This is a genomic window from Roseibium sp. JB4-4 (assembly GCF_055693425.1).
Genome location: NZ_CM146333.1, coordinates 4,368,613 through 4,393,713 on the forward strand (window position 1 = coordinate 4,368,613; position 25,101 = coordinate 4,393,713).

Sequence of the window (25,101 nt, forward strand, 5' to 3'; positions counted from 1 at the left end):
CACAAGGTCACCTGAGCGCGAATGATGCCGATCAGGCGGCCTGCCGGTCCGCCGCCAGCCAGTTGGGCAGCCATTGGCCATGGGCACTGATCAAATCATCGACAAGGCCGCAGATCTGATCGAGATCCAGTTCGGCAGCCGTGTGCGGGTCGAGCATTGCCGCATGATAGACATGTTCAGGAGCTTCGTCGACGAGTGCCCGCACAGTCAGTTCCTGGACGGAGACATTGGTTCTCATCAAGGCTGTCAGCTGCGGCGGGATACCATCGACACGCGTTGGCTGAACACCGTTGCTGTCGATCAGGCAGGGAACCTCTACGGCACATCCCTTTGGCAGGGCGTCAATCAAACCGTGGTTGGGCACGTTTCCATAGATCGTAGTTGGCGTGTTGGTCACGACCGCATTGATGATCTCCGACGCATATTCAGGCGAAGCCTTCACCTCGATTGGGTCAGGTCCCAGAAACGCTTTTGCCTGCTCTTTCCAATCCGCCACCTGCTCAATGCAGCGTTTCGGATATTCATCCAGTGGAATAGAGAAGCGATCAATCAGATCCTTGCGGCCTTCCTTGATGAACCAGGGAACATATTCGGCGAAGTGTTCAGAGCTTTCGGTAACGAAATATCCGAGCTTCTGCATGACTTCATAGCGAACATAGTTGGGGCAGCGCGGATTCCACAGATTGTCCGTTTTCGGTATGGCTCCACTGGCGTGAAGCTTTTTCAGCGTCGGATAGAGGTCCCGCGTTGAACCGTCATCCAGCACTTCATGAAGGTGCAGGTAAAAGGCCATGTGATTGATGCCGCCAACCTTGTAGCGCAATCGGCTGAGGTCGACATCCAGGTCTTCGGCCAACTCGGCAGCTGTCAGGGGCACCGAGTGGCACAGGCCCACCTGACGAATGTCCGGATATTTTTCGCTGATCGCCCAGGTGTTGATCGCCATTGGATTGACGTATTGCAGCATCAGCGCATCCGGGCACACAGCCCGCATATCTTCGCAAATGCCCCAAAGATGCGGGACGGTGCGCAAGCCGCGCATGATGCCGCCGATGCCGAGCGTGTCGCCAATCGTCTGGCGAAGGCCATAGGATTTAGGAATCTCGAAGTCGGTGACAGTGCAGGGCTCGTAGCCACCGATCTGGAAGGCTACGACGACAAAATCAGAGCCTTCCAGGGCCTCCCGTTGGTCCTGGTGGCAAGAAACCGTTGCCCTGGCACCTAGCGAGGAGACCATTTTGGATATGACAATCTCCGATTCGCTGAGGCGTTCAGGGTCGATATCCATGAGCGCAAAATGAGCACCGGCAAGCGCAGGCCGCAGCAAACAGTCGCCAATGATGTTCTTGGCAAAAACGGTGGACCCGGCACCGATAAAGGTAATCTTGACTGGTTTGGACATGAGCAAAGACCTCTTGGTTGTGAAACCAGATTGCACGACCGCTCAGGACATTCTATCCTGCAATCAAAGTAAAATGTCCGGAATTTACAGGTATGCCCGATTTGCCGTTTCGCTCCGTTTTTGGACCTGAAGATGCAGACCGTTCGACATTTGTCGGCGGCAAGCCTGTTGTCTTCGGTCAGTTTGCCATGCGCCGTTTTGCACCGGTTCTGCATGATCTGGACTGGCACGGACATGTGGAGTTCAACTGGCTTGCCGGTGGCGAGATGACATACAGGTTCGAAACGGACAAGGTCGTGCTGCCGGCAGGCCAGATGTGTTTCTTCTGGGCTGGAATTCCTCATCAGACAGTCGGTCTAAATCCTGTTGAGTCCTCGGCCTACCAACTCACGAACATGTATTTTCCGCTCGATGTCTTTTTGTCTTTCAGAGGAATTGGTCGCATTCAGCGCGCACTGCTGTCCGGAGCCGTTCTGGTCGTGCCGGAAATCCTCGCGGACAGAGACATTCCAGCCCGTTGGCACCGGGACTATCAATCAAAGGAACTCAGTCGTTTCGAATGCCTGACAATGGAACTTCATGCACTCATGCGACGGCTTTCCATTGAAGAGAGCATCAAGAACCTGCGGAACAAAGACAGGCCGGTTAAAGACGATGGCAGGCAATCGGGACCGACAGAGCATGTGGTGCGAATGATTGAGGCCGTCATTCAGAACTCTTCTGTTCCGGTATCGACCCGGGAGATTGCAACGATCACCGGTTTGAATGCCAATTACGCATCCAACATGTTCAGGAAAACGCTTGGAATCACACTCAAGCAATTCATCGTTCGCATGCGGCTAATCAGAGCGCGGGAACTTCTCTTGTCTTCCGACGTGTCTGTGTCGGAAGCCGCATTTCAGGCCGGATTTTCGTCCGCCAGTCAGTTCTATGACAATTACAGATCGGTTTATGGCAGCGTTCCAAGCGATCTGCGTCAGGCAAGACCGGCCTGATCGGCCGGAAAAGACGATGTTGCCCGCTTCGTTCAGAAACTAGATGTCCGGTCCGTTGCGACCGTCTTCCGTTGAGGGGTCGATTTCGTTACGCAGAGTTTCCAGCGACCGCATTCGGGCCTGGGCACGGGTTTGGTTTTGCCGCGTTACACCTGCAATCAGAACCTCAGCGATTGCCATCAGGGCGAGTGAGGAGTCCCAGGGAGACGGGACGGCGACACGCGCAGGCAGCACGTAGCTCGCGATCCTGCCAACAGGTGACATCCAGCTGTCTGTCACAAGGGCAACAGTGGCGCCCTGTTTCGCCGCAGCTTCGGCGAACTGGATAATTTCAGCCTGATACCGGCGGATATCGAAAACCACGACAACGTCCTTGGAGCCAATTCCGATAAGCTGATCGAGCCAGTTTCCCTGCTGGCCTGCGACATGGCTGACATTCGGACGGACAATGCGCAAATGAGCCGCCATGTAACGTGCAAGACCATCGGTAAACCTGCCACCGATGAGATGAATGGTTTTGCGTTCGTCCGAGAGGAGGTTGGTCAGGCCTTCCAGTTCGCCTTTGGGCAAGTGATCAAAAGTTTCGCGAATGTTTTCCAAAAGCTGTCCGACATGCGGGTCTGCAGCTTTTTCATCGGACATGCTGGCACTGCGCGCAAGCGGTGAATTGAGCTGGCTCTCAAGCTCGCTGCGGAGTTTTTTGAAATTCGGCAAAGCCTGGAAACCCAAGTCTTGCAATGAATCTTAATATGGTCGGAGAACTGACGCTGGCAGCTTCTGCAAACTGCGCGACCGTACCCAGGCCCTGCATCGGATAATTGGCCAGCAATGCATGGGCCGCCTTCTTCTCCGTTGCGGTGAATTCGTCTAGCCGATCGCGAATGTCTTCCAGAAGCGGGCGTTCCATGGGCGTAACCTGTTCACCAAATTTGCCGCCGATTTTCATTTGACAGCGGCGTCAATCTGCGTATCAAATATTACAGAACTTAGCTAAGTCGGCAATCCTGTAATAAACGTTACAAAATTGTGTTGAGCCTTCCGAGGAGTTGGGAATGGGTGCAAGCCCTCAAAGCGGCGGCCTAAAAGATGGTCAGGCAGGAGGGGCAACCCGGGCTGTTGCGGTTGAAAACGCGGAAGGCGCGGGGCCGTTCGTTTTTGTCTGCGATCACGCCTCCAATTTCTTCCCGCCGCCCTATGACACCAGTCTTGGCCTGTCGGAAGAGGAGAAGGCAGAACATATCGCGTGGGACCCCGGGGCTCTCGGTGTTGCAAGAAGACTGTCGAAAAGCCTGGACGCTCCTTTGGTCTATACGGCTGTCTCGAGGCTGATCATTGATTGCAATCGGGAGGAAACCCGTGCGGACCTGATCCCCTGCCTCAGCGAAACCACTCAGATTGCAGGCAATCGCGACCTCTCGGCAGATGAAAAGGCCTTCCGGCTCAATCTGGTACATCGCCCCTTTCACAAAGCGATCGACAGGATGCTGGATCGGCGTCTTGATCGGGGCCTTCCGACCGCGCTTGTCTCCGTGCACTCCTTCACGCCGGTCTACAAAGGAAAGACCAGGCCGTGGGAAATCGGCTTGATTTCGGAAAGCGACCGCAGCCTTGCCGACCCGGTGCTGGAGGCTCTCAGGACCCGCGGTGATCTGACCGTTGGCGACAACCAGCCCTATGCGCCGTCCGACGGCGTCTATTACACCATCCGCCGTCACGGCGAGAGCCGGCAATTGCCGTGTCTGATGATTGAAATCAGAAACGATGAGGTAAAGACGCGCGAGCAGGAAGGCCATTGGGCGGAGATGCTCGGCCCTATACTTTCAGGAGCTCTTGCGCCGGGGTCTGTGGGTGTTTCGGGAGGTGCTGATGTATAAAGCTGCCTGCCTTTATGTCCGCCTTGTCGACGGTTTCAACCGTGGACTGGGCAGGATCATTATGTGGGGCATCTTCGTGATGGCCGGCATCCTGCTTTGGTCGTCAATATCGAAGACCTTTTTCAATCCCTCGCTCTGGACGCTTGAAGTCGCACAGTTCGCAATGGTTGCCTATTATGTGCTTGGCGGGCCTTATTCGATCCAGCTTGGGTCCAATGTCCGGATGGATCTTTTCTACGCTGAGTGGAGTGTTGAAAAGAAAGCCTGGTTCGATGTGTTCACCGTCCTTCTTCTGATTTTCTATCTCGGTGTCCTTCTTTACGGAGCGCTGAATTCGACTGCCTATTCGCTTGGCTACTTTGGTAAGGATGCACTCGCTTTCTGGTGGGATCTCTTTGTGGCCTTTGTCACCGGTGGCCCTGATGCTGCAGCGGAAAAGATGGGCTTTATCGAGCGCAGCCCGACGGCGTGGCGACCCTATCTCTGGCCCGTCAAGATCATCATGATATTCGGATTCTTTTTGATGATTCTGCAGTCCGTTTCGGAGCTCTTCAAGGACATCGCCCGCATCAAGGGGGTAACGATCTGATGTCCTATGAGTTGATCGCTCTTTTGATGTTTTCGTCGATGATGCTGATGCTCCTCACCGGGCAGCGGGTCTTCGGGGCAATCGGAGGTATTGCCTCTATCGCGGCCCTGGCGCTATGGGGAACTGGCGGTGGAGACATTCCGTTCTCGGCAGCCATGAAATTGATGAAATGGTATCCGTTGCTGACGCTGCCGATGTTCATCTTCATGGGCTACGTGCTGTCGGAAACCAAAATCGCCGACGACCTATACAAGATGTTCCATGTCTGGATGGGGCCGATCAATGGTGGTCTGGCGATTGGCACAATCCTTCTGATGGTTCTGATTTCCGCTATGAACGGATTGTCGGTCGCCGGAATGGCGATCGGCGCTACGATTGCCTTGCCGGAGCTTTTGAAACGCAAATACGACAAACGGATGGTGACCGGCGTGATCCAGGCCGGATCGTCACTCGGGATCCTAGTGCCTCCATCGGTCGTTCTGGTGCTTTACGCCATGATCGCGCGTGCTCCCGTCGGACAGCTGTGGCTTGCCGGTATTCTGCCCGGGTTGATGATGGCTGCAATGTTCGTTGTTTACATTGCCGTGCGCTGCAAGGCTCAGCCTGAGCTCGGACCCGCCCTCAGCGAAGACGAGCGGGCAGCTTCCAAGGACAACAAATACCGTCTGTTGCTGGCCGGTCTCCTTCCGATTGTCATTTTCGCGACCATGATGGTGCCATTCGTCAATGGTTGGACGAGCCTTGTGGAAAGCTCGGCCATTGGAGCGCTGACGGCACTCCTTGCATCTATTGCCCGACGGCGGATGACATTCGATATCCTGAAAACCTGCATGCGCAACACGCTCGGCATATCGTGCATGTTCATGTGGATCATCCTGGCAGCCCTTGGTTTTGGTGCCGTCTTCGATGGTCTGGGCGCCGTGAAGGCGATTGAGAACCTGTTCACCGATCAGCTGGGGCTTTCACCCTGGACAATTCTCATTCTGATGCAGTTGTCGTTTCTGGTCATGGGCACATTTCTGGACGATACGGCGATGCTCGTCATTGTTGCGCCGCTCTATGTGCCGCTGGTCGCGACGCTGGATCTCGGCATGCCAAGAACAGATGTTCTGATCTGGTATGGGGTGCTCTACACAATCACGACCCAGATCGCCTACATGACGCCGCCCTTTGGCTACAATCTTTTCCTGATGCGCGCGATGGCGCCCAAGGAAATCTCCATGCGGGACATTTACGGCTCCATCACGCCGTTTGTTCTGGTGATGGCCCTGGCGTTGGCGCTTGTGATGGCTTTTCCGCAAATCGCGCTTTGGCTGCCGGACTTGATTTACGGCAGATAGGTGCGGGATGGGGACAACAAAAACAACATCCGGAGGAAACGGAGTTGCACAGCGGTTTATCAGAACCGGAAAACGGACGGACTGCTAGAAATTGAACCGAAACTAGGGGAACTTGAGATGACTAACAGACGTGAGTTTCTGAAAAAGGCGGGTGTCGGCACGGTTGCCGCCGCTGGCGCCACTACGCTTGCCGCACCGGCCGTGCATGGCCAGGCACCGATCAAATGGCGCCTGCAGACCTATGCCGGCCCAGCTCTGGCAGAGCATGTGATCAAGCCGCATATCGACGCTTTCAACAAGGCTGCCAACGGTGAAATGGTGGTCGAGCTTTATACGGCCGACCAGTTGGTTCCGACCGGTGAACTCTTCCGCGCCATGCAGCAGGGCACGATCGATGCCGTTCAGTCGGACGATGATTCCATGGCGTCCCCGACCGAAGTGACCGTGTTTGGCGGCTACTTCCCGTTCGCATCCCGCTACTCGCTGGATGTGCCGGTGCTCTTCAACCAGTACGGCTTGAAGGAAATCTGGGAGGAAGAATATGCCAAGGTCGGTGTAAAGCACATTTCAGCCGGTGCCTGGGATCCCTGCCACTTTGCAACCAAGGACCCGATCCGGTCGCTGAAGGACCTGGAAGGCAAACGCGTCTTCACCTTCCCGACCGCAGGCCGGTTCATGAGCCAGTTCGGCGTCGTGCCGGTGACGCTGCCATGGGAAGACATTGAAGTTGCGGTGCAGACCGGCGAACTGGACGGCATTGCCTGGTCCGGTATCACGGAAGACTACACCGTCGGCTGGGCCGATGTGACCAACTACTTCCTGACCAACAACATCTCGGGAGCCTGGGCGGGATCGTTCTTTGCCAACCAGGAACGCTGGAACGAGCTGCCGGATCATCTGAAAACCATGCTGCAACTGGCCATGGATGCATCCCACTACTATCGCCAGTGGTGGTACTGGGGCGGTGAAGCCGCTCTGCGCGTCAACGGGACCAAGATGGAGCTGACCTCCATACCGGATGCGGAGTGGTCAACGGTTGAAGAAGCTGCCTTGGCATTCTGGGATGAAATCGCAGCTGAATCCCCGGTCAAGGCGAAGGTCGTCGAGATCTTCAAGAAGTATAATCAGGACATGCAAAAGGCTGGGCGCCCATACCGGTATTCCTGATGACTATGACGACCGTTCCGGCACATGGCCGGAACGGTCACGACTTCCGGCCCGGACCACACATCTCCGGGCCGGGACCTTTGAACGGTCCCAAACAACTTGCTCAAGACGGATCCTTTAAGATGCCAGGTAACCTGACTTTTGACGCGCTGAAGTCTCTCGTTTCATCCGGGGAGATCGATACGGTACTCACCTGCATTGTCGACATGCAGGGCAGGCTGATGGGCAAGCGATTTCATGCGCAGCATTTTGTCGAAACTGCCTTTGAAGAGACCCATTGCTGCAACTATCTGCTGGCGACCGACATCGAAATGTATACCGTTGAAGGTTATGCAGCGACGAGCTGGTCGGGTGGTTATGGCGACTATGTCATGAAGCCGGATCTGGACAGTTTACGGCTGACGCCATGGCTTGAAGGTACGGTCATGGTGATGTGTGATGTGCTTGATCACCATACGCATGAAGAGGTGCCACATTCGCCGCGCGCAATGCTGAAAAAGGTTGTCGGTCTGTTTGCCGACAAGGGGCTGACGCCGATTGCTGCAACGGAGCTGGAGTTTTTTCTGTTTGAGAAAAGCTTCGACGATATGCGCAAATCCGGCTTTCGCGATCTTGAACCGATCTCCGGTTACAACGAAGACTATCATATCCTGCAGACAACCAAGGAAGAGGACGTCATGCGTCCCTTGCGGAACGGTCTTTATGGCGCAGGGATCCCGGTTGAGAACACCAAAGGTGAAGCTGAGACCGGTCAGGAAGAACTGAACATCAAATACGCTCCGGCCATGGATACGGCCGAGAACCACACAATCGCCAAGCACGCGGTAAAAGAGATTGCCTGGGCCAAGGGCCGCTCGGCGTCTTTTCTGGCAAAGTGGCGCAGCGACAAGGTGGGGTCGTCGTCACACGTACATCAGTCCCTTTTCGACAAGAAAGGCAACAATGTCTTTTGCGATGGCAAGGGCGACTACGGCATGTCCGAAACGATGTGCCACTACCTTGCGGGCCTGATCAAATACGCACCGGACTACACCTATTTTCTGGCCCCTTACATCAATAGCTACAAGCGTTTCCAGAAGGGAACCTTTGCTCCGACAAAGACCGTCTGGTCGGTCGACAACCGCACAGCCGGTTTCCGGCTATGCGGGGAACACACCAAGGCGCTCAGGGTCGAATGCCGGATCGGTGGGTCCGATCTTAACCCCTATCTGGCACTGGCTGCCCAGCTTGCCGCCGGCCTGCGCGGCATTGAAGAAAAATTGCCGCTCGATCCTCCAACGGCGGGCGATGTCTACGAGGCGAAACGGGCGCGGGAAATCCCTCACACGCTTCGCGATGCGCGTGAGACCATGCGCAAATCAAAGTTTCTGCGCGAGACCTTTTCCGACGCCGTGGTGGATCACTACGCCAGGGCGGCCGAGTGGGAAGTCGAGGAGTTCGACCGCGCCGTGACGGATTACGAAATTGCCCGTGGTTTCGAGCGTGCGTGATGAACTGGCAGCTCTCGATATCGGCCTCCGTTAGAGGACCTGTCAGAGTTTGCGAAGTCGAAAACGCCAAAACAAAGAGCCAGTCACTTTCGAAAAAGCCGCACGGAAAGATGCGGATATGAGAGGTTCAAAATGTCAGATGTGATCAAGCTGATCTCGCCAGTTGACGGGTCGGTCTATGCGGAACGAGCTGCACTTGATGGAACAGCCGTCGAAAAGGTCATTTCGGCGGCACGGTCGGCCCAACCCGGCTGGGCGGCTACACCGATTGCCGAGCGGGTCGCTTACTGCCTGAAAGCACTGGAAGCGCTGAAGGCGATGAATGACGATGTCGTGCCTGAGCTTGCCTGGCAGATGGGGCGTCCAATCCGGTATGGCGGCGAACTGGGCGGCACGATTGAGCGGACCGAATATTGCGCAAAGATTGCCGAAGAGGCGTTGGCCGATATCGAGCGAACGGACAAGCCGGGTTTCAAGAGATATCTGAAGCGTGTGCCTCTCGGGATCGTCGTGGTAATCGCACCCTGGAACTACCCGTTCATGACAGCGATCAACACGATCATGCCCGCCCTGATGGCAGGCAATGTGATTGTCCTGAAGCACGCGGCACAAACGCTGCTGGTTGGTGAGCGCCTCGCAAAGGCCTTTGAAGCTGCGGGACTGCCCAATGGCGTCTTTCAGAACATTGTTCTTACCCATCAGGGAACCGAGAAACTGCTTGGTTCGGGTCTGATTGATCATGTGAATTTCACCGGATCAGTCGCCGGTGGAAGGGCAATTGAAAAAGCACTGGCCGGGACATTCGCGACACTCGGTCTTGAGCTTGGCGGCAAGGACCCGGCCTATGTGCGGGCTGATGCAGATCTTTCCTATGCGGTTGAAAACCTTGTCGATGGTGCGTTCTACAATGCAGGGCAATGCTGCTGCGGTATTGAGCGTGTTTATGTCCACGAAAGCCTCTTCGACAGGTTTGTCGAAGGATTTGTGGACCTGACGAGCCAATACAAGCTTGGCAACCCCTTGGACGAGGCGACAACGCTGGGTCCGATGGCACAGGCGCGGTTTGCTGCGTGGGTGCGCGAACAGACACAAGAAGCCCTGCGCAAGGGCGCGAGGTCTCATATCGATGTGTCAAAGTTCTCAGAAGACAAGGACGGTACGCCCTACCTCGCACCGCAAGTCCTGACAGACGTAAACCACCAGATGTCCGTCATGCGGGAAGAAAGCTTCGGTCCTGTCGTCGGCATCATGAAGGTGAAGGATGATGAGGAAGCGCTTCAATTCATGAATGACAGTCCCTACGGCCTGACGGCTTCAATCTGGACAGAAGACGTCCAGGCGGCAGCCAATATCGGCAACCGGATTGAAACCGGCACGGTGTTCATGAACCGCTGCGACTATCTTGACCCGGCGCTTGTCTGGACCGGCGTCAAGGAAACCGGCAAGGGCGCAGCGCTCTCGGAGATCGGTTTTCACAACCTGACCCAGCCGCGGTCCTTCCACTTCCGCGTCGAGCACTGAAGACACGTAAATGCGAAAGTTCGCCCGAAGCCTTGGCTGGCCAAACCGCTAGCGCAGTCTGCTCCGGTCTGTCCGGAGGCCGAATTTCGGGCACCTGCAAAATGAAATCCGGTCCCTGTGAAACAGGGGCTCAGCAAAGACACAGAGTTTCAAACCAACGAGACGAACATGAGCTCACTTCCTTCCGTTAACTGGTCTTATCCGACCTCCGTACGATTTGGTGCAGGTCGCATCAAGGAGCTGCCAAAGGCGGTTATGGCCGTCGGCATGACCAATCCGTTGCTGGTCACCGATCCGGGGCTTGCAGGTTTGCCGATGGTCGCTGAAGCGATTGCCAACCTGGAAGCTGCAGGCCTCAAGGCGGCCGTCTTTTCCGACGTCAAGCCCAACCCGGTCGACAGCAATATTTCTGCTGGGGTCGCTGCCTTCAAGGCAGGTAACCACGATGGTGTCATTGCGTTTGGCGGCGGCTCCGGGCTTGATGCCGGCAAGCTGATCGCCTTCATGTCAGGTCAGTCCCGCCCGATCTGGGACTTTGAGGATATTGGCGACTGGTGGAAGCGCGCCGAACCTGATGGCATCGCGCCGATTATCGCCGTGCCGACAACCGCGGGTACCGGCTCGGAAGTCGGCCGGGCGGGTGTTGTCACCAATGAGGCAACCCATACGAAAAAGGTTATATTCCACCCGAAAATGCTGCCGGAGATCGTCATTTGTGACCCGGAGCTGACGGTTGGTATGCCGCGCTTCATAACCATTGGTACAGGCATGGATGCATTGGCGCATTGCCTGGAGGCCTATTCGGCCCCGATGTATCACCCGATGTCAGAGGGCATTGCCCTGGAAGGAATGCGGCTGGTTTTTGAAAACCTGCCCAAGGTGGCCGCCGACGGATCTGATCTCGAAGCCCGCGGTCATCTGATGAGTGCCGCTGCAATGGGCGCCGTTGCATTTCAAAAAGGTCTTGGTGCGATCCACTCGCTCTCCCATCCGGTTGGCGCGCTTTACGATACGCACCACGGCATGACCAACGCTGTGTTCATGCCTTACGTTTTGCAATTCAACAAATCAGCAATCGAGCACAAGTTCGTGCGCTTGGCCGGGTTCCTCGGTATTGCCGGTGGTTATCAGGGTGTCCTGGATGCTGTCTTGAAACTGCGGGCAGACCTTGACGTGCCGCACACGCTTTCGGGGCTGAACGTCGATGCCAGCAAGCGCGATCTGATCGCGGAGATGGCTATTGTCGATCCAACGGCAGGTGGCAACCCGGTCGAGCTGACCAAAGACGGGGCCCTGGAGATCTTTGACAAGGCTCAGTCGGGCACGGTTTGAGGCCCGACGTCTTCTCAAACCGATTGGCGCGCTTCAAGGCGCGCCTTTTTTGTGTTTATGCCAAGACACGCTAACGAAGAACATCATCTCGTACCTCAAGTCCCCTCCGACTTGCGCCAGGCGTCCGGGGTCGTGCCGGTTGTGCGCAGGAACTCGCGATTGAAGTTCGACTTGGTTGAAAATCCGGACCTGAACATCGCCTCGGTCACAGTGACGTTGTCCTGACGCAGCAAGCGGCAGGCCTCGTCGATGCGGAAATCGTTGACATAGCGCGAGACGTTCTTGTCGCGAACCTTGTTGATCGCTTGTGAAACCTGACGGGGAGGCAGGCCCGCGGTGCGGGCAAGCCGGGACAGATTCAGGTTTTCATCACGGTATAGGTTCTTTTCACTCATCAGTGTGTCGACGCGGGAAACAATGTCCGTATCAGCGCTTGTGGGGGCAGGCGGTAATTTTTCAACATCTCCTGTCGAAAGTACCTGTGTTTTGCCTGCAGCAAGGGCGGCCAAACCAATAATCAGCAAGCTAAGGATATTCGCATTGCTGACGAGCATGGCGGCATTCGAACCGCCGGAACGCTCGAAATCCAACAGGATGAGCCAGTCAAAGCCTGCGGATGCCAAGAGGCAGGCCGCCGCCCACCAGATCGCCCGATTGGCAAGAGAAGCGCTGTCAAGTCGGGCCAGTTCCAGACTGTCCGGACCGGATCTGGCCAAAATTGCCAAGGCAAGCGCATAGGCAAGAACAAGAACGAGCAGAAAGCTGTCGATGAATTGCGGTGCAAGCAACAAAAGGCAAACTGCGCTGAAGGCCGCCAGCGGCACAGCTGCAAGACGCATTGCATCTGGTTTCATTCGATCGCGAAGACCGCGAAAGCTCTCGTAGGTGAGTGGTGGCAGCATTGCGGCAAGAACAGGCTGGACGAAACGAAGTGCGTCCAGCTGGTAACCCCAGCGCAATCCTAGAACGATCGATTGCAGGCAGCACAAGGCGATAAGCATCAGAAATGCGCGTGTCGTTGAGTGAGTGTCACTCCGGCGGAGCAATACAAACACCAATGCAAGCAGTATCGCATTCACAAAGGGCAGGGGAACGAACAGCACAGCGGATCACCGAAGAAGCGGTAGCGTGAGTCCTATTTCACGATTTGGGAATGACTGAATCGCGAAACAGGACGATTTTGTGATCCTGTTTAGCAAGTGTGAAGCCAATGATCCAATGAACAGTGAGACCGAAAATGCGACTTCTTTCACTTGTCTTTTCCCTGGCTTTGACGACCACCCTGAACACTGGTGCAGCTGCATCCGAAGTTGCTGGCTTCAAGGAAATTCGAATTCATTCCGAGGCCCGAAACAAAGATCTGTCGGTTTTCGTCTGGTATCCTGCAAACGACGGAGGAGAGGCCGTTCTGGTTGGCGAAGACAGGATTTTCGAAGGTACTCCGGCCTTTGCCGATGCGCCGGTCGCGAGTGGGAACCACCCGTTGATCCTGCTGTCCCACGGCTCTGGCGCGACAGCTCAAAAAATGGCCTGGATCGCGACCGCACTGGCAGAGGCAGGCTTCGTTGTTGCAGGTCCAAATCATCCGCGAACGACCAGTGGCGATTCCATCCCGGAAGATACGCCGAAGCTTTGGGAGCGCACCGACGATCTCTCCACGGTCCTGAGTGCGTTGCTTGACGATCCGAAACTTCGATCTGCCATCGATCCTGACAAAGTGGGCGCGCTCGGATTTTCCCTTGGCGGTGCCGCGGTTCTGCAGCTTGCTGGTGCGAGAGCGTTGCTTGATGACTATATCCGCTATTGCGACACCTATCCTGACATGCCGGATTGTCGCTGGTTCGCCGGAGGATGGGCATACGTGGACCAGAAAGAGTATCAGGTCGAGCCTTATGACCTTCGAAATGTCGATCGGGCGCGTTTTGAACAGTCAAATCATGACGTCAGGCTTCAAGCGGTGGTCGCCGTAGACCCTGCTCTGGCCACTGCATTTGACCTGGAAAGCCTCCAAGCGGTTAAGCCACCGCTTCACTTTGTCAATCTCGGCACACACGGAACCGTTCCGATTGCCGTCAGATCCGACACATTGGCTTCAAGCGTGTCCCATGGCTCGCTCACACATATAGAGGGGGCAGTCCATTTCAGTTTTCTTCCGGTCTGCAAACGGGATGCCAAAGCTTTCATGAAGGCGATTGGTGAAACCGACGCATTGTGTTCGGACGAAGGGAGCCGTTCACGCTCTGCACTTCACAAGGAGCTTGAGCAAACGATCGTGGACCTCTTTCGCGACAGCTTTTTGACAGCTGAGTGAAACCGGCCATCGCACTTTACCGTCGATTTCAGGCCCGCAAGTCGGAGAGCTTCGCAGGGCCTGCTATTTCGGTGACAAGACCTGACTTGACATCGTAAAGCAGTGCCGACACCACAAGCGTTCCCGGAATTTCAGGCGCATCTCGCAGGCGGGCAATGTCGGTCCGCAAGTCCGTTGGCTGGTCGGTGATGGCATAGCTCGAGACGTCGATGCCGAGTTTCTTTTTCAAAGCGTCCTGAAAGTCGGGGTTGGCAAAGTTCTGTGCCCCGCAATGCGTATGCTGCATCAAAACGACATTGAAAGCCGGGGCATCGTCTTGTGTGAGTTTGGCCACCATCATGGACAGCGCGGCGATCTCTTCGATTACGGATCGCGTGACCCGTCCGCCATTGTTCCGCAGGACGACGGCATCACCGAGTTCCAGGCCGAGCACATGAGCCGGATCGACGCGGGCGTCGATACAGGTCAGGACCAGAGTGTTGAGTTTCGGAAGAACGGGCAATTCCGAAGCTGCGAAGTCTTCGGCGAACAGACGATTGCGTTCATAAAGAACGGTATTCTCGGACATGGTAATTCCCTATTGAATCTGGTGGTCAGGCGACACGAGCGTGTTTGGAAGCCGCGTGGTGGACACTGTGGGTCTGCAGCCACTCGGGCGTGTCCTGGCTGAAACTGGGTGTTGCGATCTGCACATAGTCGCGGGCTGACTGGACACGGCTGAGGTCAAGAGCCGGGGTCAACGCAATTTTCAGAAATCCTGCCATTGCGCGTGCAGTGCCGCTCACGCTTCGCCGCAGCTTCGGACGGGAGGCGACCAGCCGCCGGACGATGCTTTCAAAACGCTCCGGGTCGCGCCCGCCAACCAGACGCACATCATCGGTCGGTGCGTTCACAGCGAAACTGCCGCGCCTATATTCCTCAGCATAAATTGCCAGTTGGGAGACCGCAGCTTCCGAATAGTTGGAAGGCGGCAGGGCGCGGAGCGCCTTGGTCATCATCCTTTCGGAAATGTTCTTGTATGTGACCCGACGCTTGAGGGCTTTGCCCATAGCTGCCGCAATCTCGTCAGGGGACAGGAGTTCCGGTCCTGTGGGCCGATAGGATCTGCTTGCGTGGGTCTCCGGATCGGCAAGGGAGCCGACAACAACGCTGGCAATGTCTTCATTCGATGGTGGTGCGTTCTTCTTCTTTCCACCTTCGCCAAGGGGCATGGTGAAGACGCCAAGGTGAGCAGCCATATCGATGACCATCAGGTAGTTGTCGGCGAACCAGCCCGGATTGACGGATGTTACGCTGGTACTGCCAAGCAGACGCACCAGCGCATCTGACAGGTAGACCTCCCTTGTGAAGAGCGACGGATGATCGACTGAGGTCAGCCACTGGCCAAGGGTAACGACGTGTTCGAGCTTCGCTTCATTGGCGGCCACCGTGAAGACAGCATTGAAGTGCAGTCCGTTAGGCGCTGTCGGTGCGCATTGATAGGCGCGTTGGATGCCGTCCATGGCGACGCGCATGTCAGACAGGGCATACTGGTTGCCGACCATTATTTCTGCGCCCGCGCGTTCCAGCATTTCAGCACGACCGTCGCGCCTTCTCAAAAAGGCACGGACCGGAAACCCTTTTTCAAGCAGCTGCATAGTGACAGGCAGTCCGGTTTTTCCTCCTGCGCTCGTGACGAGGATCTTTGGTTTGAGGGACATGGGCATCCTTTTAGATGATAGTTGTAATCTATATTTATAGATGATAATCGAAATCTAAATTGTCAAGCCCAAGAAAGAACGCAGTCATGCCGAGAATGACAGAAGCCGAAAAGCGCAAATCACACAAAAGGATACTGGATGCAGCGGCGCGTTTGTTTCGGGAACGAGGAACGGAAACCACCAGTGTCGCCGATGTGATGAAGGCCGCTGGTCTCACGCATGGCGGTTTCTACAGGCATTTCAATTCAAAGGATGAACTTGTCGCAGAAGCCTTTAAAAATGCGGTCGACAATGTGCTTGCGGAGATGGAAAGCGCGCTGTCAAAGGCTCAGCTCCAGGCGGCGCGGGACAGCTACATCGAAACTTACCTGTCGCAACGCCACGTCAAGAACCGCGGTGAAGGGTGCCCGCTGGCGGCGCTGGCAGGGGATCTGTCGCGGGGAGCGAGCGATGCGCGGCACGAAGGATTTGACGGGGTGGAACGCGTTTCAGCTTTGTTGAAGGAAGGTGAGGATCAGTCTCAGGGCATTGCCATGCTTGCCCTCATGCTTGGAACAGTGACCCTTGCACGTCTTGCCGACACCGATGCTTCCGCTGACGCGATCCTGGATGCCGGTTCAAAGGGTGTCGAAATATTTCGGTCAAGCTGGTCGGCAAGATAAGGCCGTTCGGCAATAGCAGCTCTTAAAAAAGAAGCAGGCGTGCCCGAAGGCACGCCCGATGCTTCTGGAGATTTCTGGTGTTTTTCTTTGTCAGCTGTTCTGTTGACGTTCAACCAGTTTGAGCATGGCAACCATGACGATGCCGTAAAGTACGTGGCCGATCAGGGCGACCCAGACGATGCCGCTGAAGTTCAGGAAAAATGGCAGTCCCGCAAGCGATGTGATGCCTCCAATCGCAAACACCCAAAGGCCGAAACCGTAAATCGCGGACGGAATGAACCAGTGTGTATCACCGACAACACGCTGCCACAGCGGTGCGAAAATGAACATCCAGCCAATCGGGTAGCCAATCAGGCCGACAATGTAGAAGTGCACAAAGTAACCGGCGAAAGCGGTATTGGGCAGGCCAAGGCTACCAAGAAGGCTTTGCGCCAGGCCGTGGGGTGACAGCTTTGCAAACCCGAGGGCGGGGCTGATCACCTGTCCCCACAGATCAAAGGCTACAGTTGCAAAAAAGCCAGTGATGAACATCAGGCCAAGTGTGTTGAAGTTGATTGCCGGCAGGGATGCTGACAGGTTCCTTTCTGAAGTGATGGTCGTCATGTTGCGTTCTCTTTCCAGACTGTGAATTTCGGTGCACTCGTTACTTGGGAACGCTGCCGGTAACATTGAAATAAATTCGAACGCCTGTTCCGTGACGAGTTTGTGAGCGGAAGTTTACCTGCGGATATCTGCTTCAATCTCATCAGGGCTGTTGACCGGATTGGGGTTTCGCACCAACGCTGTCGATGCACACCTTTGCAAAGCCAACCCTTTCACCTGGATCTCTTGGTTCATGGACAAGCTGCCCGTCCGTCTCTATGCCGCCTTCGCCGCCGATGAGCGGGGAGGAAATATCGGGGCAGTAGTATTTGAAGACGAGCCGCTTTGGCCTGACGCCCGCCAAAGAGTCGCAAGTGACCTCGGTGCTCCGACGACCGGCTTCGTACGCAAGGTTTCAGACAAAGAGTTTCAGACCAGGTTTCATTCCACACGGTCGGAAATGGACATGTGCGGGCATGTGACACTCGCGGCTTTTGCAGCGTTGCGTGACGATCAGAGGATAGAGCCCGGCACGTTCATTCAGCAGACTTCTGCAGGCAGCATTGTTGTTGATGTCGCCCCAGACGGTTTCGTCACCTTGCGCCAGCCATTGCCGAAATTTGACCTGTGCGAAGTCAGCTTGCAGGACGTCGCGGCATATCTGGGTCTGGAAACTGGCTCTCTCAAACGTGTTTCCACCGCGTCGACCGCACTTCGTCATGTCTTTGTGCAAATCGAAGACCTGGAAACCCTTGCATCCATTCGCCCCGACGAAGCTGCTTTGCGTGCCTATTGCCGAGACTTTGCCATCGACACCATCGGAGTCTGGTGCTCCACCTACAAGGGACTTGGCAAGGTCAAACTTCGTTTGAGAGACCTTTGTCATGGGGTTGGGGATCCGGAGGAAGCTGCCAGTGGCACAACAAACAGTGCGCTTGCGTGCGAATTGGTCCGGTCCAGATACCTGACGCCGGGCGCGTCCGGTCAAGCGGTTGTCGTTGCAGAGCAAGGTGTTGAAATGGGAAGACCGAGCATTGTTCGCACAGTGCTGAACACCTCAAGCGGCGATATTACCGATGTCAGCGTCGGAGGTTATGCAGCGCTGCGAATGCGCGGCGACGTCGTTCTTTGACGAAGGTGCTTTTCGAAGCAAATCGAAAAGACCCGCGAAGCCATATTTCCACTTCGCGGGTCTTTCAAAAGGCAACTTCATGCGCATTCGTTTCAGCGCCGGTCCCCTGGTGAGGCCGTCGCTGGTCCGTGTTTACCGAACAACCTTCAGCCAACCTCAATCGGTGCTGTTACCGGCATTAAATTGCTTCATAGAGCGGTAAGGTCGGCTCCATCTGCTACACGCTTGTCCTTCAGCTCCGGGTGCAGGGTTTTGCCGAGAATATGAGTATCCTTGCCGATTACGTGCTGACCTGAGCCCACGATAAGTGGATCCGGTTCACCAACAATCCTTCTGTCCTTGTCCGGATAGGGGAGCGAATTCAGAAAGTGCTCCATACAGTTAAGCCTTGCACGTTTCTTGTCATCGGATTTGACGATGGACCATGGTGCATCAGCGGTGTCAGTGTAGAAGAACATTGCCTCCTTGGCTTCCGTGTAATCGTCCCATTTGTCGAGGGAAGCCATGTCGATCGGCGATAGTTTCCATTGTTTCAGTGGATCTGTCTTGCGCTGGTTGAACCGGCGACGCTGTTCGGTCTGGGTTACGGAGAACCAGTATTTGTAGAGAAGAATCCCGTCGCGGACGAACATGCGCTCAATTTCCGGGCATTGGCGCATGAATTCCAGATACTGAGACGGCGAGCAAAACCCCATCACCCGTTCAACGCCGGCGCGGTTGTACCAGGATCTGTCGAACAGGATCATTTGACCGGCTGTCGGCAGGTGCTCGATGTAGCGCTGGAAATACCACTGACTCATTTCACTTTCAGTTGGCTTTTGCAGCGCGACAACACTTGCACCACGCGGGTTCAGATGTTCGGTAAAGCGCTTGATCGTGCCTCCTTTTCCTGCGGCATCACGACCTTCGAACAAGATCACCACACGCTGGCCCGTTTCCTGGATCCATTTCTGCGCCTTTAGAAGCTCAGCCTGGAGTTTCGCCTTTCGCTTTTCGTAAGCGGCCCGCCGCATCTTTGTGGCGTAGGGGTATTCCCCCGTTTCAAAGACGTGAGAGATCGCCTCGGAGTTGTGACGCATTTCAGCAAGGTGATGACGAAGCTCAGGGCCAGTGGAATTGGTTCTGGAATTAGCTGCGGGTTGTTTGTTTGGTGCAGCTGGGGGTTGGCGAGGTTTGCTCTTGCTGGCTGCCTTTGTAGCGGTAGAATTGGCGGGTTGTGCAGCGCCGTTTTTGGGAGTGGTTTTCTTAGTCTGCGTTTCTGTCACGTGTGTCTCCTCGTCTGAATGACGGGTTGGTAACACGGAAGATCGTGGCAAGCATTGATGCCAATCAACTCAGAAGTGATGCAGGAATTGGTAATTCGTATTAGGTAAGTTTCTCTGAAAGTTAAGTTTTTGTTTATTGTTTACTAGAGAGATGTTTGTGGTGTTGCACCTGCAGCTAACTGCCCAGAGCGCTGTTGCCACATCCGGACTACGCTTTGAAACAGGTATTCCCGACTTGCCGCATCTGGTCTGGGCTTAGTCCATGTCTCCGTGCATCGCGACCATATCGAGCTCTGCAGCGGGTGCTTCTATGGTTCGAAAACTCTCTCTCACACCGTCGTCAGTCAGCTCCCGCTGCACGGCAATCAATGTGTTCTCTGGATGCTCTTCACACAGCTCGGCCATATAGGTCAGCTCTTCTGTTGCGACGCCTCTGGCTGCCTCTACGGAAGGGGCCCCGTAAACGTCGACAAAATGCTGGGCAAGCCTGTCGGCGAGACTGGCAAACTCAGTGTCTTCAACAGGGGTTACGGCCACAAACGTAACCCGTCCGAAGGTTTCCAGTCCGAGCCAGCCATTTGAAAAGGCCTGGCGGGCTTTGCCGGAGAGGTCAGCTTCGGTCCAGTCTGAAAATTCGAATCCCCCCGACAGGCAATATTCACCGGTTCGTGCAGGCGAAAAGAAAACGTTGCGGTCACTGTCGTCGAGATGAATTGCGCGGGCAAGTTTCATGGCTCAGGTCTCCAGCCTACTTGAAAGCGGGATCAGTTTTGTTTCCCCATCGACGCGAAGCAGCAAACCGAAGTGTTCGTCGACGCCGACAAAGGTTCCGGACAGGCCATCGACGTCGATCTGCTCCCCCATATTCTGTGCAAGGGCACGCCAATCGGTGTGGACTGGCTGTGGGCCGTCTTCCAGCCAACGATTGATCCAGTAAAGCGTGTGGCGAACCCAGGCTTCGAGCAGATCCGTAGCGGCGATCTCGGCGCAGCCTTCTTCGGACAGATAAGTCCGGTCAGGCGCGTCTCCCGGGTTCCCATCAGAGCTCGCCATGTTGAGTTCAAGTCCGACAACAAGCCAATCCGGTTCTTCAGCCGGCTGTGCCGTGGACGCCTTGACCCGGAACCGTCCGCATAGGGCACCGTTTACTCTCATGCCACCATCCCATTGCAGGTGAACGGCGACCTCTGGCGGTGCCAGAGCTCCAAGAGCTGCCTGAAGTCCAAGGCCGCAAACCGGCAGCGCGGTCATGGCCGGCTCCAGCGGCATTTCAGGCGTGAAGATCAGACTTGCCTTAAAGACATTGCCAGTGAGGTTGTAAACAACAGTTCCGGCATCCGTTCCGGCAACGGCCAGAGCAGTTGCGCGTTCAAAGGGATCGATAGCTCCAGGAACGGCTTCGCCCTGAAAAAGGGGGGCAGCTGAACTTCGCTCACGCCTTGCCTCCCTCAACCAGTGTCTTTGCAAGCTGCCGAAATACGGAAGCTTCAGGCGCGTCCGGTGTCTTGACCGCAAGCGGTGTTCCACCGTCTCCGGCAAGGCGAATGTTCAAATGCAACGGTACTTCTGCCAGAAGCGGGACGCCCAGCTTTTCTGCCTCTGCAGCCACGCCTCCATGACCGAAAACGTGTTCCTCGTGACCGCAATTCGAGCAGATATGGGTCGACATGTTTTCGATCATCCCGACAATCGGCACATTCATTTGCTGGAACATGTCGATGCCCTTACGCGCATCCAGCAGTGCCACGTCTTGAGGCGTGGAAACAATGATGGCGCCATCGACAATGAACTTCTGGCTGAGTGTCATCTGGACATCGCCGGTACCGGGCGGCAAATCGACGATCAGGACATCCAGAGCACCCCATTGAACCTGAGACATCATTTGCTGAAGCGCGCCCATCAGCATCGGGCCGCGCCAGACGACGGCCTTATCGCCGGACGTCATCAATCCGATGGAAATCAGGGTAACCCCATGGTTGCGGAGCGGCAGGATCATCTGGCCGTCAGGCGAAGTCGGTCGTCCGGAGATCCCGAGCATCTTGGGCTGAGAGGGACCATAGACATCCGCGTCCAGCAACCCGACCTTGCGCCCTTCAGCTGCAAGAGCGCAGGCAAGATTTGCAGCGACGGTGGATTTGCCGACACCGCCCTTTCCGGATGCGATTGCAATCACCCTGTCAATTCCCGGAACCCTTTGAGGTCCCGAAGTGCCGGGTGCCTGTGGAATGGGCTTGATCGGTTGGGGTTCTTGCGGAGCCTGTTTGGGCGCTGGTTGTTCAGAATGGGACGTCATCACAATCTGAACGTCGCCACACCCTTCCAGCGCTTTCAGTGCCAGATTGGTATGAGCCTCAAGCTCTTCCATTTCCACCAAGCGTTTCGGGTCGATCTCCAAGACAAGCCGGACCGAGGTATCACGCACCTGAAGGGAGCGTATCATGCCTGAGGCTGCGATAGCTTCGCCGCTTGCCGGGTCCTTGACGGTCCCGAGCGCGGCCAGAACGGTTTCGCGTGTCAAAGGCACGTCTCGGTTACCCCTCGATCTCACCGGTCACGACATGTTCCATGCCGAGTTCTTCTATTGTCACAACGGCCTTGACCTTGAAAGTCTTTCCGTCGGAGGAATCGGCCTCGCGCACGGCTTTTTCGATCGCCTGCTGCGAGGTCACCCCGACCTGTTTCAGGAATTTTCTCATCGACATGTTGAAATCGTCGCTCATCTTATTCTCCTTCGCAATCTTGAGTGCATTGACGGGCAGCGGATTTCGCACCTAACCTTGGGGCATTAGCCAGCGGCGTGAAGGAGGAGCGCGTGTGCTGCCGTATTTTACTTATGCTGTCCTGTGTTCTGGTTCTTCTGGCGGGGACGAACCGGGGGAGGCCCAATCCCGGTCATTCCGCATGTCGGTCCCGGATACCCTTGTTGCGAGCGGGTTTCTCAAACATCTGCTTCCGCGTTTTTCGCTGAAGAACAGTATCCGTATTGAGCTCGTGGCAGCAGATGCCGAAGCCGAATTGCAACTGTCGGCCGTGAATATCGGCCGTCCGGTCTTTTCCGGTCTTGGCGAAACGTGGTTTTTGGAAACGCGAGACACAGGCAACGATCTTGTGGTGCGCTTTACCGAATGGCTGGCCAGTGACGTCGGTCGCCGGACCATCGAAACCTTCAAGACAGAGAGCGGCGCCGTTTTTGTGGCGGCCGTTGCAGAGGCCGAAGATACCGGACCGATTGAAGTTACCGGAGACATTGTGCAAGGCGAAAAGCTGGCTGTGATCCACTGCGGGCGCTGCCACATGGTCAATGAAGCCACACGGCTGTCGACAATAGGTTCGTCGCCTTCGTTCGCGGTCATGCGCAGTTTCGCCGACTGGCAAGCCCGTTTCGAAGCGTTTTTCGCGCTGAATCCGCACCCGTCCTTCACCATAATCGATGGGGTAACCGAACCTTTTGACGAGGCCAGGCCGCCGCCAATGGTGCCGGTTGAATTGACGCTCACCGACCTGGAGGCAATCCTGGCCTTCGTGACCCAGATACCACCGGCTGATCTCGGCGCGCCCATCCAGTACCAGTGAGTTTGACTGTCAGGACTCAATGGTCACGCCGTTTGCTGATGTAGTCGTCCGTGGTGCGCACTGGTGTCCGCTCGCCGTGGGCAAAGGGGTTGTTTTCGGAGTGATACACCGAATTTACCCGGCAATCGTCGCACATCTGGATCAGACGGGCGGCCTTCTCGTTCTGGAACATGGAGTGCTTTCCGGCGAGCTTTTCCGTCAGCCGTTCAACCGTTGAGCGAACGCCGAAGGGCTTGCCGCATTCCACGCAATTGAACGGTTCTTCCTCCTTCAGCACAAGCGGTCTGAGGGCGTCGTCTGTCAAGTTGAGGCGCGGATCGAGCGTCAAGGCGCTCTCCGGGCAGATATTTACGCAGATGCCGCATTGCAGACAGGCATCTTCCTGAAAGCGTAACTGAGGCTGATCCGGGTTTTCCTTCAACGCACCGGAGGGGCACAGCGATACGCAGGAAAGGCAGAGGGTGCAACTGTCCACATTCAGCTGGACCGCGCCGTAGGGAGCGCCTGCGGGCAGCTCTATCATCTTGTCGTCCGGATTAAGTGCCTTTGCAGACAATCGGGTGACCTGCCGTCTGGAGCCGATCGGCAGGATCGGCTGAACTTTCAAGGTCTTTGTTTCTGCCTGGCCGAGCGCTTCCTCCAACTGGTCGGGGTCCTTCGGCTCGATGACCTTGATGCTTTCAGCATCGCCGATTGTTTTCGCCAGATCGATCTGCAACGGTATGCCGTCAGTCTCTGTCGTGGGTGACAGCAATATGATGACTTCGGCGAAGCCGCTGCCAAGGGCGCTCAGGATTTCAGCATGTCCGAAACTTGCCAGTGCATCCACTTCCAGGGGCACAACATCGGCAGGAAGGCCAGAACCGTAGCGGGCACTCATTCGAATGAGATCCGCCCCGTGTCCGGCATCATGCACAAGAAGACGAGGCTCAGTCTCTTCTAGTTTGCGCCATGTCGAGGCAAGCGTCTGCACACGCTTGAATGTAAAATCAGCAGATGGGGCGTCATATGAAATTGCGCCTGACGGGCAGACCGACGAACAACTGCCGCACCCGGCGCAGATCAATGCGTCAACGGCAACATGATCGCCAGCAGGTGTGATCGCGCCGGTCGGGCACAGATCGAGGCACCGTGTGCAACCGGTCTTTTCTGCCCGTGAGTGTGCACACAGTTGTTCGTCCAGTTTAACGAATATCGGCTTCTCGAACGTTCCGATCAGCTGAGACGCTTCAAGCAGGGCCTTTGTCACTGCACCGGCACTACCGGGCTCGGCGCGCAGGTATCCTTCGCGTTTCTCTGGTGCTGCAACCATTGGCGCATTTCTGCTGAGATCCAGAACGATGTCGCACTGGGTCCGGCCTCCAGAGCGGGGTTCGCTAAACGTCATCGGACCACGTCCGCCCGGGATACGCTCCTGCAAGGCATCAAAGGACAGGTTGAATTGACCAAGCGCACCGGTAACGCTCTTGATCCGGCCGCGCACGATGTCGAAACGCCGGTCATCGGTCATGGGCGTTTCAGTTTCCGGGGAAAGCAGGACGGTGACACTTAAGGTCTCGCAAAGCTGTTCAGCAGCCCTCAGTGCTGCCTCTGATTCGCCAAAAATCAGGCAAGTGCCTTCCGACGTGACGTCCATCACCTTGTCACCGCGGGACGGAATCAGTGCTTCTGCAACCAGGGCCGCCATTTTGGCTGACGCGTTCCGGCTGTCGTTGGTCCAACCGGCCCGGTCTCTTATGTCTACGAAACCGGGATCTTCAGCTTCAAGGTCGGCAGCAAGCTCCTCAAACGCTGGGCGTTCCTGCTGACAAGCGATCAGAACACCGCCCTTTTGAAGCGCGTCCTCCGCAATGGCTGCCTCTTTCCGGCAAAGTTCGGTGTAGACTTTCGAACAGGACACACCTGTCGCTTGTTCAATCCGCTCTGCGTCGACCGTCTGACTCTTCAGACAATCGCACAGCAGCAGTTTCAGTTCTGTCATTGCCTGCGCGTCCTCTCCCCAGGGATCGCCTGCTGCCATTTTTGCATGCGGCATATCAAGCGTTCCAGGTACCATAACAAGGGCGCGTTTCGGCGCACGTCAAGTTCGACTTCTGCCGGGCTTGAAATTTATTCGCATTGCTGCAGCTTAAAGAGGAAAACAAAACAGCCGGATTTAAAGCCGGG

25 protein-coding genes are annotated in these 25,101 nt (G+C 55.9%); 12 read left to right on the forward strand and 13 right to left on the reverse strand.

What is annotated here, in order from left to right:
* Nucleotides 1-31: 31 nt before the first annotated feature.
* Entirely contained in the window at nt 32-1,402 is a 1,371-nt protein-coding gene (gene melA / locus ACZ1HV_RS20585) for an alpha-galactosidase (RefSeq protein WP_472716151.1), read from the reverse strand.
* A 92-nt stretch (nt 1,403-1,494) separates the two neighbouring features.
* Here melA and ACZ1HV_RS20590 point away from each other — a divergent pair, with 92 nt between their 5' ends.
* On the forward strand, nt 1,495-2,397 hold the full coding sequence (locus ACZ1HV_RS20590) for a helix-turn-helix domain-containing protein (protein ID WP_472716152.1): 903 nt from the start codon (nt 1,495-1,497) through the stop codon (nt 2,395-2,397).
* Between the two features lie 39 nt (nt 2,398-2,436).
* Here the strand turns inward: ACZ1HV_RS20590 and ACZ1HV_RS20595 are convergent, their stop codons facing one another.
* On the reverse strand, nt 2,437-3,039 hold the full coding sequence (locus tag ACZ1HV_RS20595) for a MurR/RpiR family transcriptional regulator (RefSeq protein WP_472716153.1): 603 nt from the start codon (nt 3,037-3,039) through the stop codon (nt 2,437-2,439).
* Between the two features lie 37 nt (nt 3,040-3,076).
* Entirely contained in the window at nt 3,077-3,304 is a 228-nt protein-coding gene (locus ACZ1HV_RS20600; RefSeq protein WP_472716154.1) for a MurR/RpiR family transcriptional regulator, read from the reverse strand.
* Nucleotides 3,305-3,449: 145 nt separating this feature from the next.
* Between ACZ1HV_RS20600 and ACZ1HV_RS20605 the strand changes: the two genes are divergently transcribed.
* From ACZ1HV_RS20605 to ACZ1HV_RS20635, 7 genes are all read left to right on the forward strand, one after another.
* Nucleotides 3,450-4,271, forward strand: a complete 822-nt coding sequence (locus ACZ1HV_RS20605) for an N-formylglutamate amidohydrolase (protein WP_298822284.1) — start codon at nt 3,450-3,452, stop codon at nt 4,269-4,271.
* Nucleotides 4,264-4,860: a TRAP transporter small permease subunit gene (locus ACZ1HV_RS20610; protein ID WP_472716155.1), complete on the forward strand. Its 597-nt coding sequence runs from the start codon at nt 4,264-4,266 to the stop codon at nt 4,858-4,860. Before ACZ1HV_RS20605 ends, ACZ1HV_RS20610 begins: the two co-directional genes overlap by 8 nt.
* Entirely contained in the window at nt 4,860-6,200 is a 1,341-nt protein-coding gene (locus tag ACZ1HV_RS20615) for a TRAP transporter large permease (protein ID WP_298822282.1), read from the forward strand. The genes ACZ1HV_RS20610 and ACZ1HV_RS20615 overlap by 1 nt, the downstream gene beginning before the upstream one ends.
* A 117-nt stretch (nt 6,201-6,317) precedes the next feature.
* Nucleotides 6,318-7,367: a TRAP transporter substrate-binding protein gene (locus tag ACZ1HV_RS20620; RefSeq protein WP_298822281.1), complete on the forward strand. Its 1,050-nt coding sequence runs from the start codon at nt 6,318-6,320 to the stop codon at nt 7,365-7,367.
* A gap of 122 nt (nt 7,368-7,489) precedes the next feature.
* Nucleotides 7,490-8,857 (forward strand): glutamine synthetase family protein, encoded by a 1,368-nt coding sequence (locus ACZ1HV_RS20625; RefSeq protein WP_472718476.1) that lies wholly within the window; start codon nt 7,490-7,492, stop codon nt 8,855-8,857.
* A 132-nt stretch (nt 8,858-8,989) separates the two neighbouring features.
* Nucleotides 8,990-10,378 carry an aldehyde dehydrogenase family protein gene (locus ACZ1HV_RS20630; protein ID WP_472716156.1) on the forward strand — a complete coding sequence of 463 codons (1,389 nt, stop codon included), beginning with the start codon at nt 8,990-8,992 and terminating at the stop codon, nt 10,376-10,378.
* A 168-nt stretch (nt 10,379-10,546) separates the two neighbouring features.
* Nucleotides 10,547-11,710, forward strand: coding sequence for an iron-containing alcohol dehydrogenase (locus ACZ1HV_RS20635; RefSeq protein ID WP_472716157.1), 1,164 nt, complete (start codon nt 10,547-10,549; stop codon nt 11,708-11,710).
* A gap of 95 nt (nt 11,711-11,805) precedes the next feature.
* Here ACZ1HV_RS20635 and ACZ1HV_RS20640 read toward each other — a convergent pair whose 3' ends face one another.
* On the reverse strand, nt 11,806-12,813 hold the full coding sequence (locus ACZ1HV_RS20640) for a helix-turn-helix domain-containing protein (protein ID WP_472716158.1): 1,008 nt from the start codon (nt 12,811-12,813) through the stop codon (nt 11,806-11,808).
* Nucleotides 12,814-12,947: 134 nt separating this feature from the next.
* Between ACZ1HV_RS20640 and ACZ1HV_RS20645 the strand changes: the two genes are divergently transcribed.
* The gene (locus ACZ1HV_RS20645; protein ID WP_472716159.1) at nt 12,948-14,021 is read left to right on the forward strand and encodes an alpha/beta hydrolase family protein; all 1,074 of its coding nucleotides are present in this window, start codon (nt 12,948-12,950) and stop codon (nt 14,019-14,021) included.
* A 28-nt stretch (nt 14,022-14,049) separates the two neighbouring features.
* Here the strand turns inward: ACZ1HV_RS20645 and ACZ1HV_RS20650 are convergent, their stop codons facing one another.
* Together ACZ1HV_RS20650 and ACZ1HV_RS20655 are read right to left on the reverse strand one after the other, a co-directional pair.
* A complete protein-coding gene (locus ACZ1HV_RS20650; protein WP_472716160.1) occupies nt 14,050-14,589 on the reverse strand; it encodes a carbonic anhydrase in 540 nt (179 codons plus the stop codon).
* A 25-nt stretch (nt 14,590-14,614) separates the two neighbouring features.
* Entirely contained in the window at nt 14,615-15,721 is a 1,107-nt protein-coding gene (locus ACZ1HV_RS20655) for an NmrA family NAD(P)-binding protein (protein ID WP_472716161.1), read from the reverse strand.
* Nucleotides 15,722-15,807: 86 nt separating this feature from the next.
* Here ACZ1HV_RS20655 and ACZ1HV_RS20660 point away from each other — a divergent pair, with 86 nt between their 5' ends.
* Complete coding sequence (locus tag ACZ1HV_RS20660) at nt 15,808-16,383, forward strand: TetR/AcrR family transcriptional regulator (protein ID WP_298964615.1); 576 nt, start codon at nt 15,808-15,810, stop codon at nt 16,381-16,383.
* A 90-nt stretch (nt 16,384-16,473) separates the two neighbouring features.
* Here ACZ1HV_RS20660 and ACZ1HV_RS20665 read toward each other — a convergent pair whose 3' ends face one another.
* Nucleotides 16,474-16,986 (reverse strand): hypothetical protein, encoded by a 513-nt coding sequence (locus ACZ1HV_RS20665; RefSeq protein WP_298964618.1) that lies wholly within the window; start codon nt 16,984-16,986, stop codon nt 16,474-16,476.
* A 232-nt stretch (nt 16,987-17,218) separates the two neighbouring features.
* On the opposite strand from ACZ1HV_RS20665, the gene ACZ1HV_RS20670 reads away from it, so the two are divergent.
* A complete protein-coding gene (locus ACZ1HV_RS20670; RefSeq protein WP_472716162.1) occupies nt 17,219-18,097 on the forward strand; it encodes a PhzF family phenazine biosynthesis protein in 879 nt (292 codons plus the stop codon).
* A 188-nt stretch (nt 18,098-18,285) separates the two neighbouring features.
* On the opposite strand, the gene ppk2 is transcribed toward ACZ1HV_RS20670, so the two are convergent.
* The 5 genes from ppk2 to ACZ1HV_RS20695 form a co-directional block, all read right to left on the reverse strand.
* Nucleotides 18,286-19,362: a polyphosphate kinase 2 gene (gene ppk2, locus ACZ1HV_RS20675; protein ID WP_472716163.1), complete on the reverse strand. Its 1,077-nt coding sequence runs from the start codon at nt 19,360-19,362 to the stop codon at nt 18,286-18,288.
* A gap of 255 nt (nt 19,363-19,617) precedes the next feature.
* Nucleotides 19,618-20,094, reverse strand: coding sequence for a DUF6505 family protein (locus ACZ1HV_RS20680; RefSeq protein WP_472716164.1), 477 nt, complete (start codon nt 20,092-20,094; stop codon nt 19,618-19,620).
* A gap of 3 nt (nt 20,095-20,097) precedes the next feature.
* Nucleotides 20,098-20,814 carry a biotin/lipoate--protein ligase family protein gene (locus ACZ1HV_RS20685; protein ID WP_472716165.1) on the reverse strand — a complete coding sequence of 239 codons (717 nt, stop codon included), beginning with the start codon at nt 20,812-20,814 and terminating at the stop codon, nt 20,098-20,100.
* On the reverse strand, nt 20,795-21,886 hold the full coding sequence (locus ACZ1HV_RS20690) for an Mrp/NBP35 family ATP-binding protein (protein WP_472716166.1): 1,092 nt from the start codon (nt 21,884-21,886) through the stop codon (nt 20,795-20,797). Before ACZ1HV_RS20690 ends, ACZ1HV_RS20685 begins: the two co-directional genes overlap by 20 nt.
* Before the next feature lie 7 nt (nt 21,887-21,893).
* Nucleotides 21,894-22,082 (reverse strand): DUF6494 family protein, encoded by a 189-nt coding sequence (locus ACZ1HV_RS20695; protein ID WP_152500125.1) that lies wholly within the window; start codon nt 22,080-22,082, stop codon nt 21,894-21,896.
* Between the two features lie 94 nt (nt 22,083-22,176).
* On the opposite strand from ACZ1HV_RS20695, the gene ACZ1HV_RS20700 reads away from it, so the two are divergent.
* Entirely contained in the window at nt 22,177-22,935 is a 759-nt protein-coding gene (locus ACZ1HV_RS20700) for a hypothetical protein (protein ID WP_472716167.1), read from the forward strand.
* A 16-nt stretch (nt 22,936-22,951) separates the two neighbouring features.
* Here ACZ1HV_RS20700 and ACZ1HV_RS20705 read toward each other — a convergent pair whose 3' ends face one another.
* Nucleotides 22,952-24,970, reverse strand: a complete 2,019-nt coding sequence (locus ACZ1HV_RS20705; RefSeq protein ID WP_472716168.1) for a 4Fe-4S binding protein — start codon at nt 24,968-24,970, stop codon at nt 22,952-22,954.
* Nucleotides 24,971-25,101 lie beyond the last annotated feature (131 nt).

Coding starts and splice junctions, on each gene's coding strand:
- melA (WP_472716151.1), bottom strand. CDS start 1,402: ATGTCCAAACCAGTCAAGATTACCTTTATCGGTGCCGGGTCCACCGTT.
- ACZ1HV_RS20590 (WP_472716152.1), top strand. CDS start 1,495: ATGCCCGATTTGCCGTTTCGCTCCGTTTTTGGACCTGAAGATGCAGAC.
- ACZ1HV_RS20595 (WP_472716153.1), bottom strand. CDS start 3,039: ATGTCCGATGAAAAAGCTGCAGACCCGCATGTCGGACAGCTTTTGGAA.
- ACZ1HV_RS20600 (WP_472716154.1), bottom strand. CDS start 3,304: ATGGAACGCCCGCTTCTGGAAGACATTCGCGATCGGCTAGACGAATTC.
- ACZ1HV_RS20605 (WP_298822284.1), top strand. CDS start 3,450: ATGGGTGCAAGCCCTCAAAGCGGCGGCCTAAAAGATGGTCAGGCAGGA.
- ACZ1HV_RS20610 (WP_472716155.1), top strand. CDS start 4,264: ATGTATAAAGCTGCCTGCCTTTATGTCCGCCTTGTCGACGGTTTCAAC.
- ACZ1HV_RS20615 (WP_298822282.1), top strand. CDS start 4,860: ATGTCCTATGAGTTGATCGCTCTTTTGATGTTTTCGTCGATGATGCTG.
- ACZ1HV_RS20620 (WP_298822281.1), top strand. CDS start 6,318: ATGACTAACAGACGTGAGTTTCTGAAAAAGGCGGGTGTCGGCACGGTT.
- ACZ1HV_RS20625 (WP_472718476.1), top strand. CDS start 7,490: ATGCCAGGTAACCTGACTTTTGACGCGCTGAAGTCTCTCGTTTCATCC.
- ACZ1HV_RS20630 (WP_472716156.1), top strand. CDS start 8,990: ATGTCAGATGTGATCAAGCTGATCTCGCCAGTTGACGGGTCGGTCTAT.
- ACZ1HV_RS20635 (WP_472716157.1), top strand. CDS start 10,547: ATGAGCTCACTTCCTTCCGTTAACTGGTCTTATCCGACCTCCGTACGA.
- ACZ1HV_RS20645 (WP_472716159.1), top strand. CDS start 12,948: ATGCGACTTCTTTCACTTGTCTTTTCCCTGGCTTTGACGACCACCCTG.
- ACZ1HV_RS20650 (WP_472716160.1), bottom strand. CDS start 14,589: ATGTCCGAGAATACCGTTCTTTATGAACGCAATCGTCTGTTCGCCGAA.
- ACZ1HV_RS20655 (WP_472716161.1), bottom strand. CDS start 15,721: ATGTCCCTCAAACCAAAGATCCTCGTCACGAGCGCAGGAGGAAAAACC.
- ACZ1HV_RS20660 (WP_298964615.1), top strand. CDS start 15,808: ATGCCGAGAATGACAGAAGCCGAAAAGCGCAAATCACACAAAAGGATA.
- ACZ1HV_RS20665 (WP_298964618.1), bottom strand. CDS start 16,986: ATGACGACCATCACTTCAGAAAGGAACCTGTCAGCATCCCTGCCGGCA.
- ACZ1HV_RS20670 (WP_472716162.1), top strand. CDS start 17,219: ATGGACAAGCTGCCCGTCCGTCTCTATGCCGCCTTCGCCGCCGATGAG.
- ACZ1HV_RS20680 (WP_472716164.1), bottom strand. CDS start 20,094: ATGAAACTTGCCCGCGCAATTCATCTCGACGACAGTGACCGCAACGTT.
- ACZ1HV_RS20695 (WP_152500125.1), bottom strand. CDS start 22,082: ATGAGCGACGATTTCAACATGTCGATGAGAAAATTCCTGAAACAGGTC.
- ACZ1HV_RS20705 (WP_472716168.1), bottom strand. CDS start 24,970: ATGCCGCATGCAAAAATGGCAGCAGGCGATCCCTGGGGAGAGGACGCG.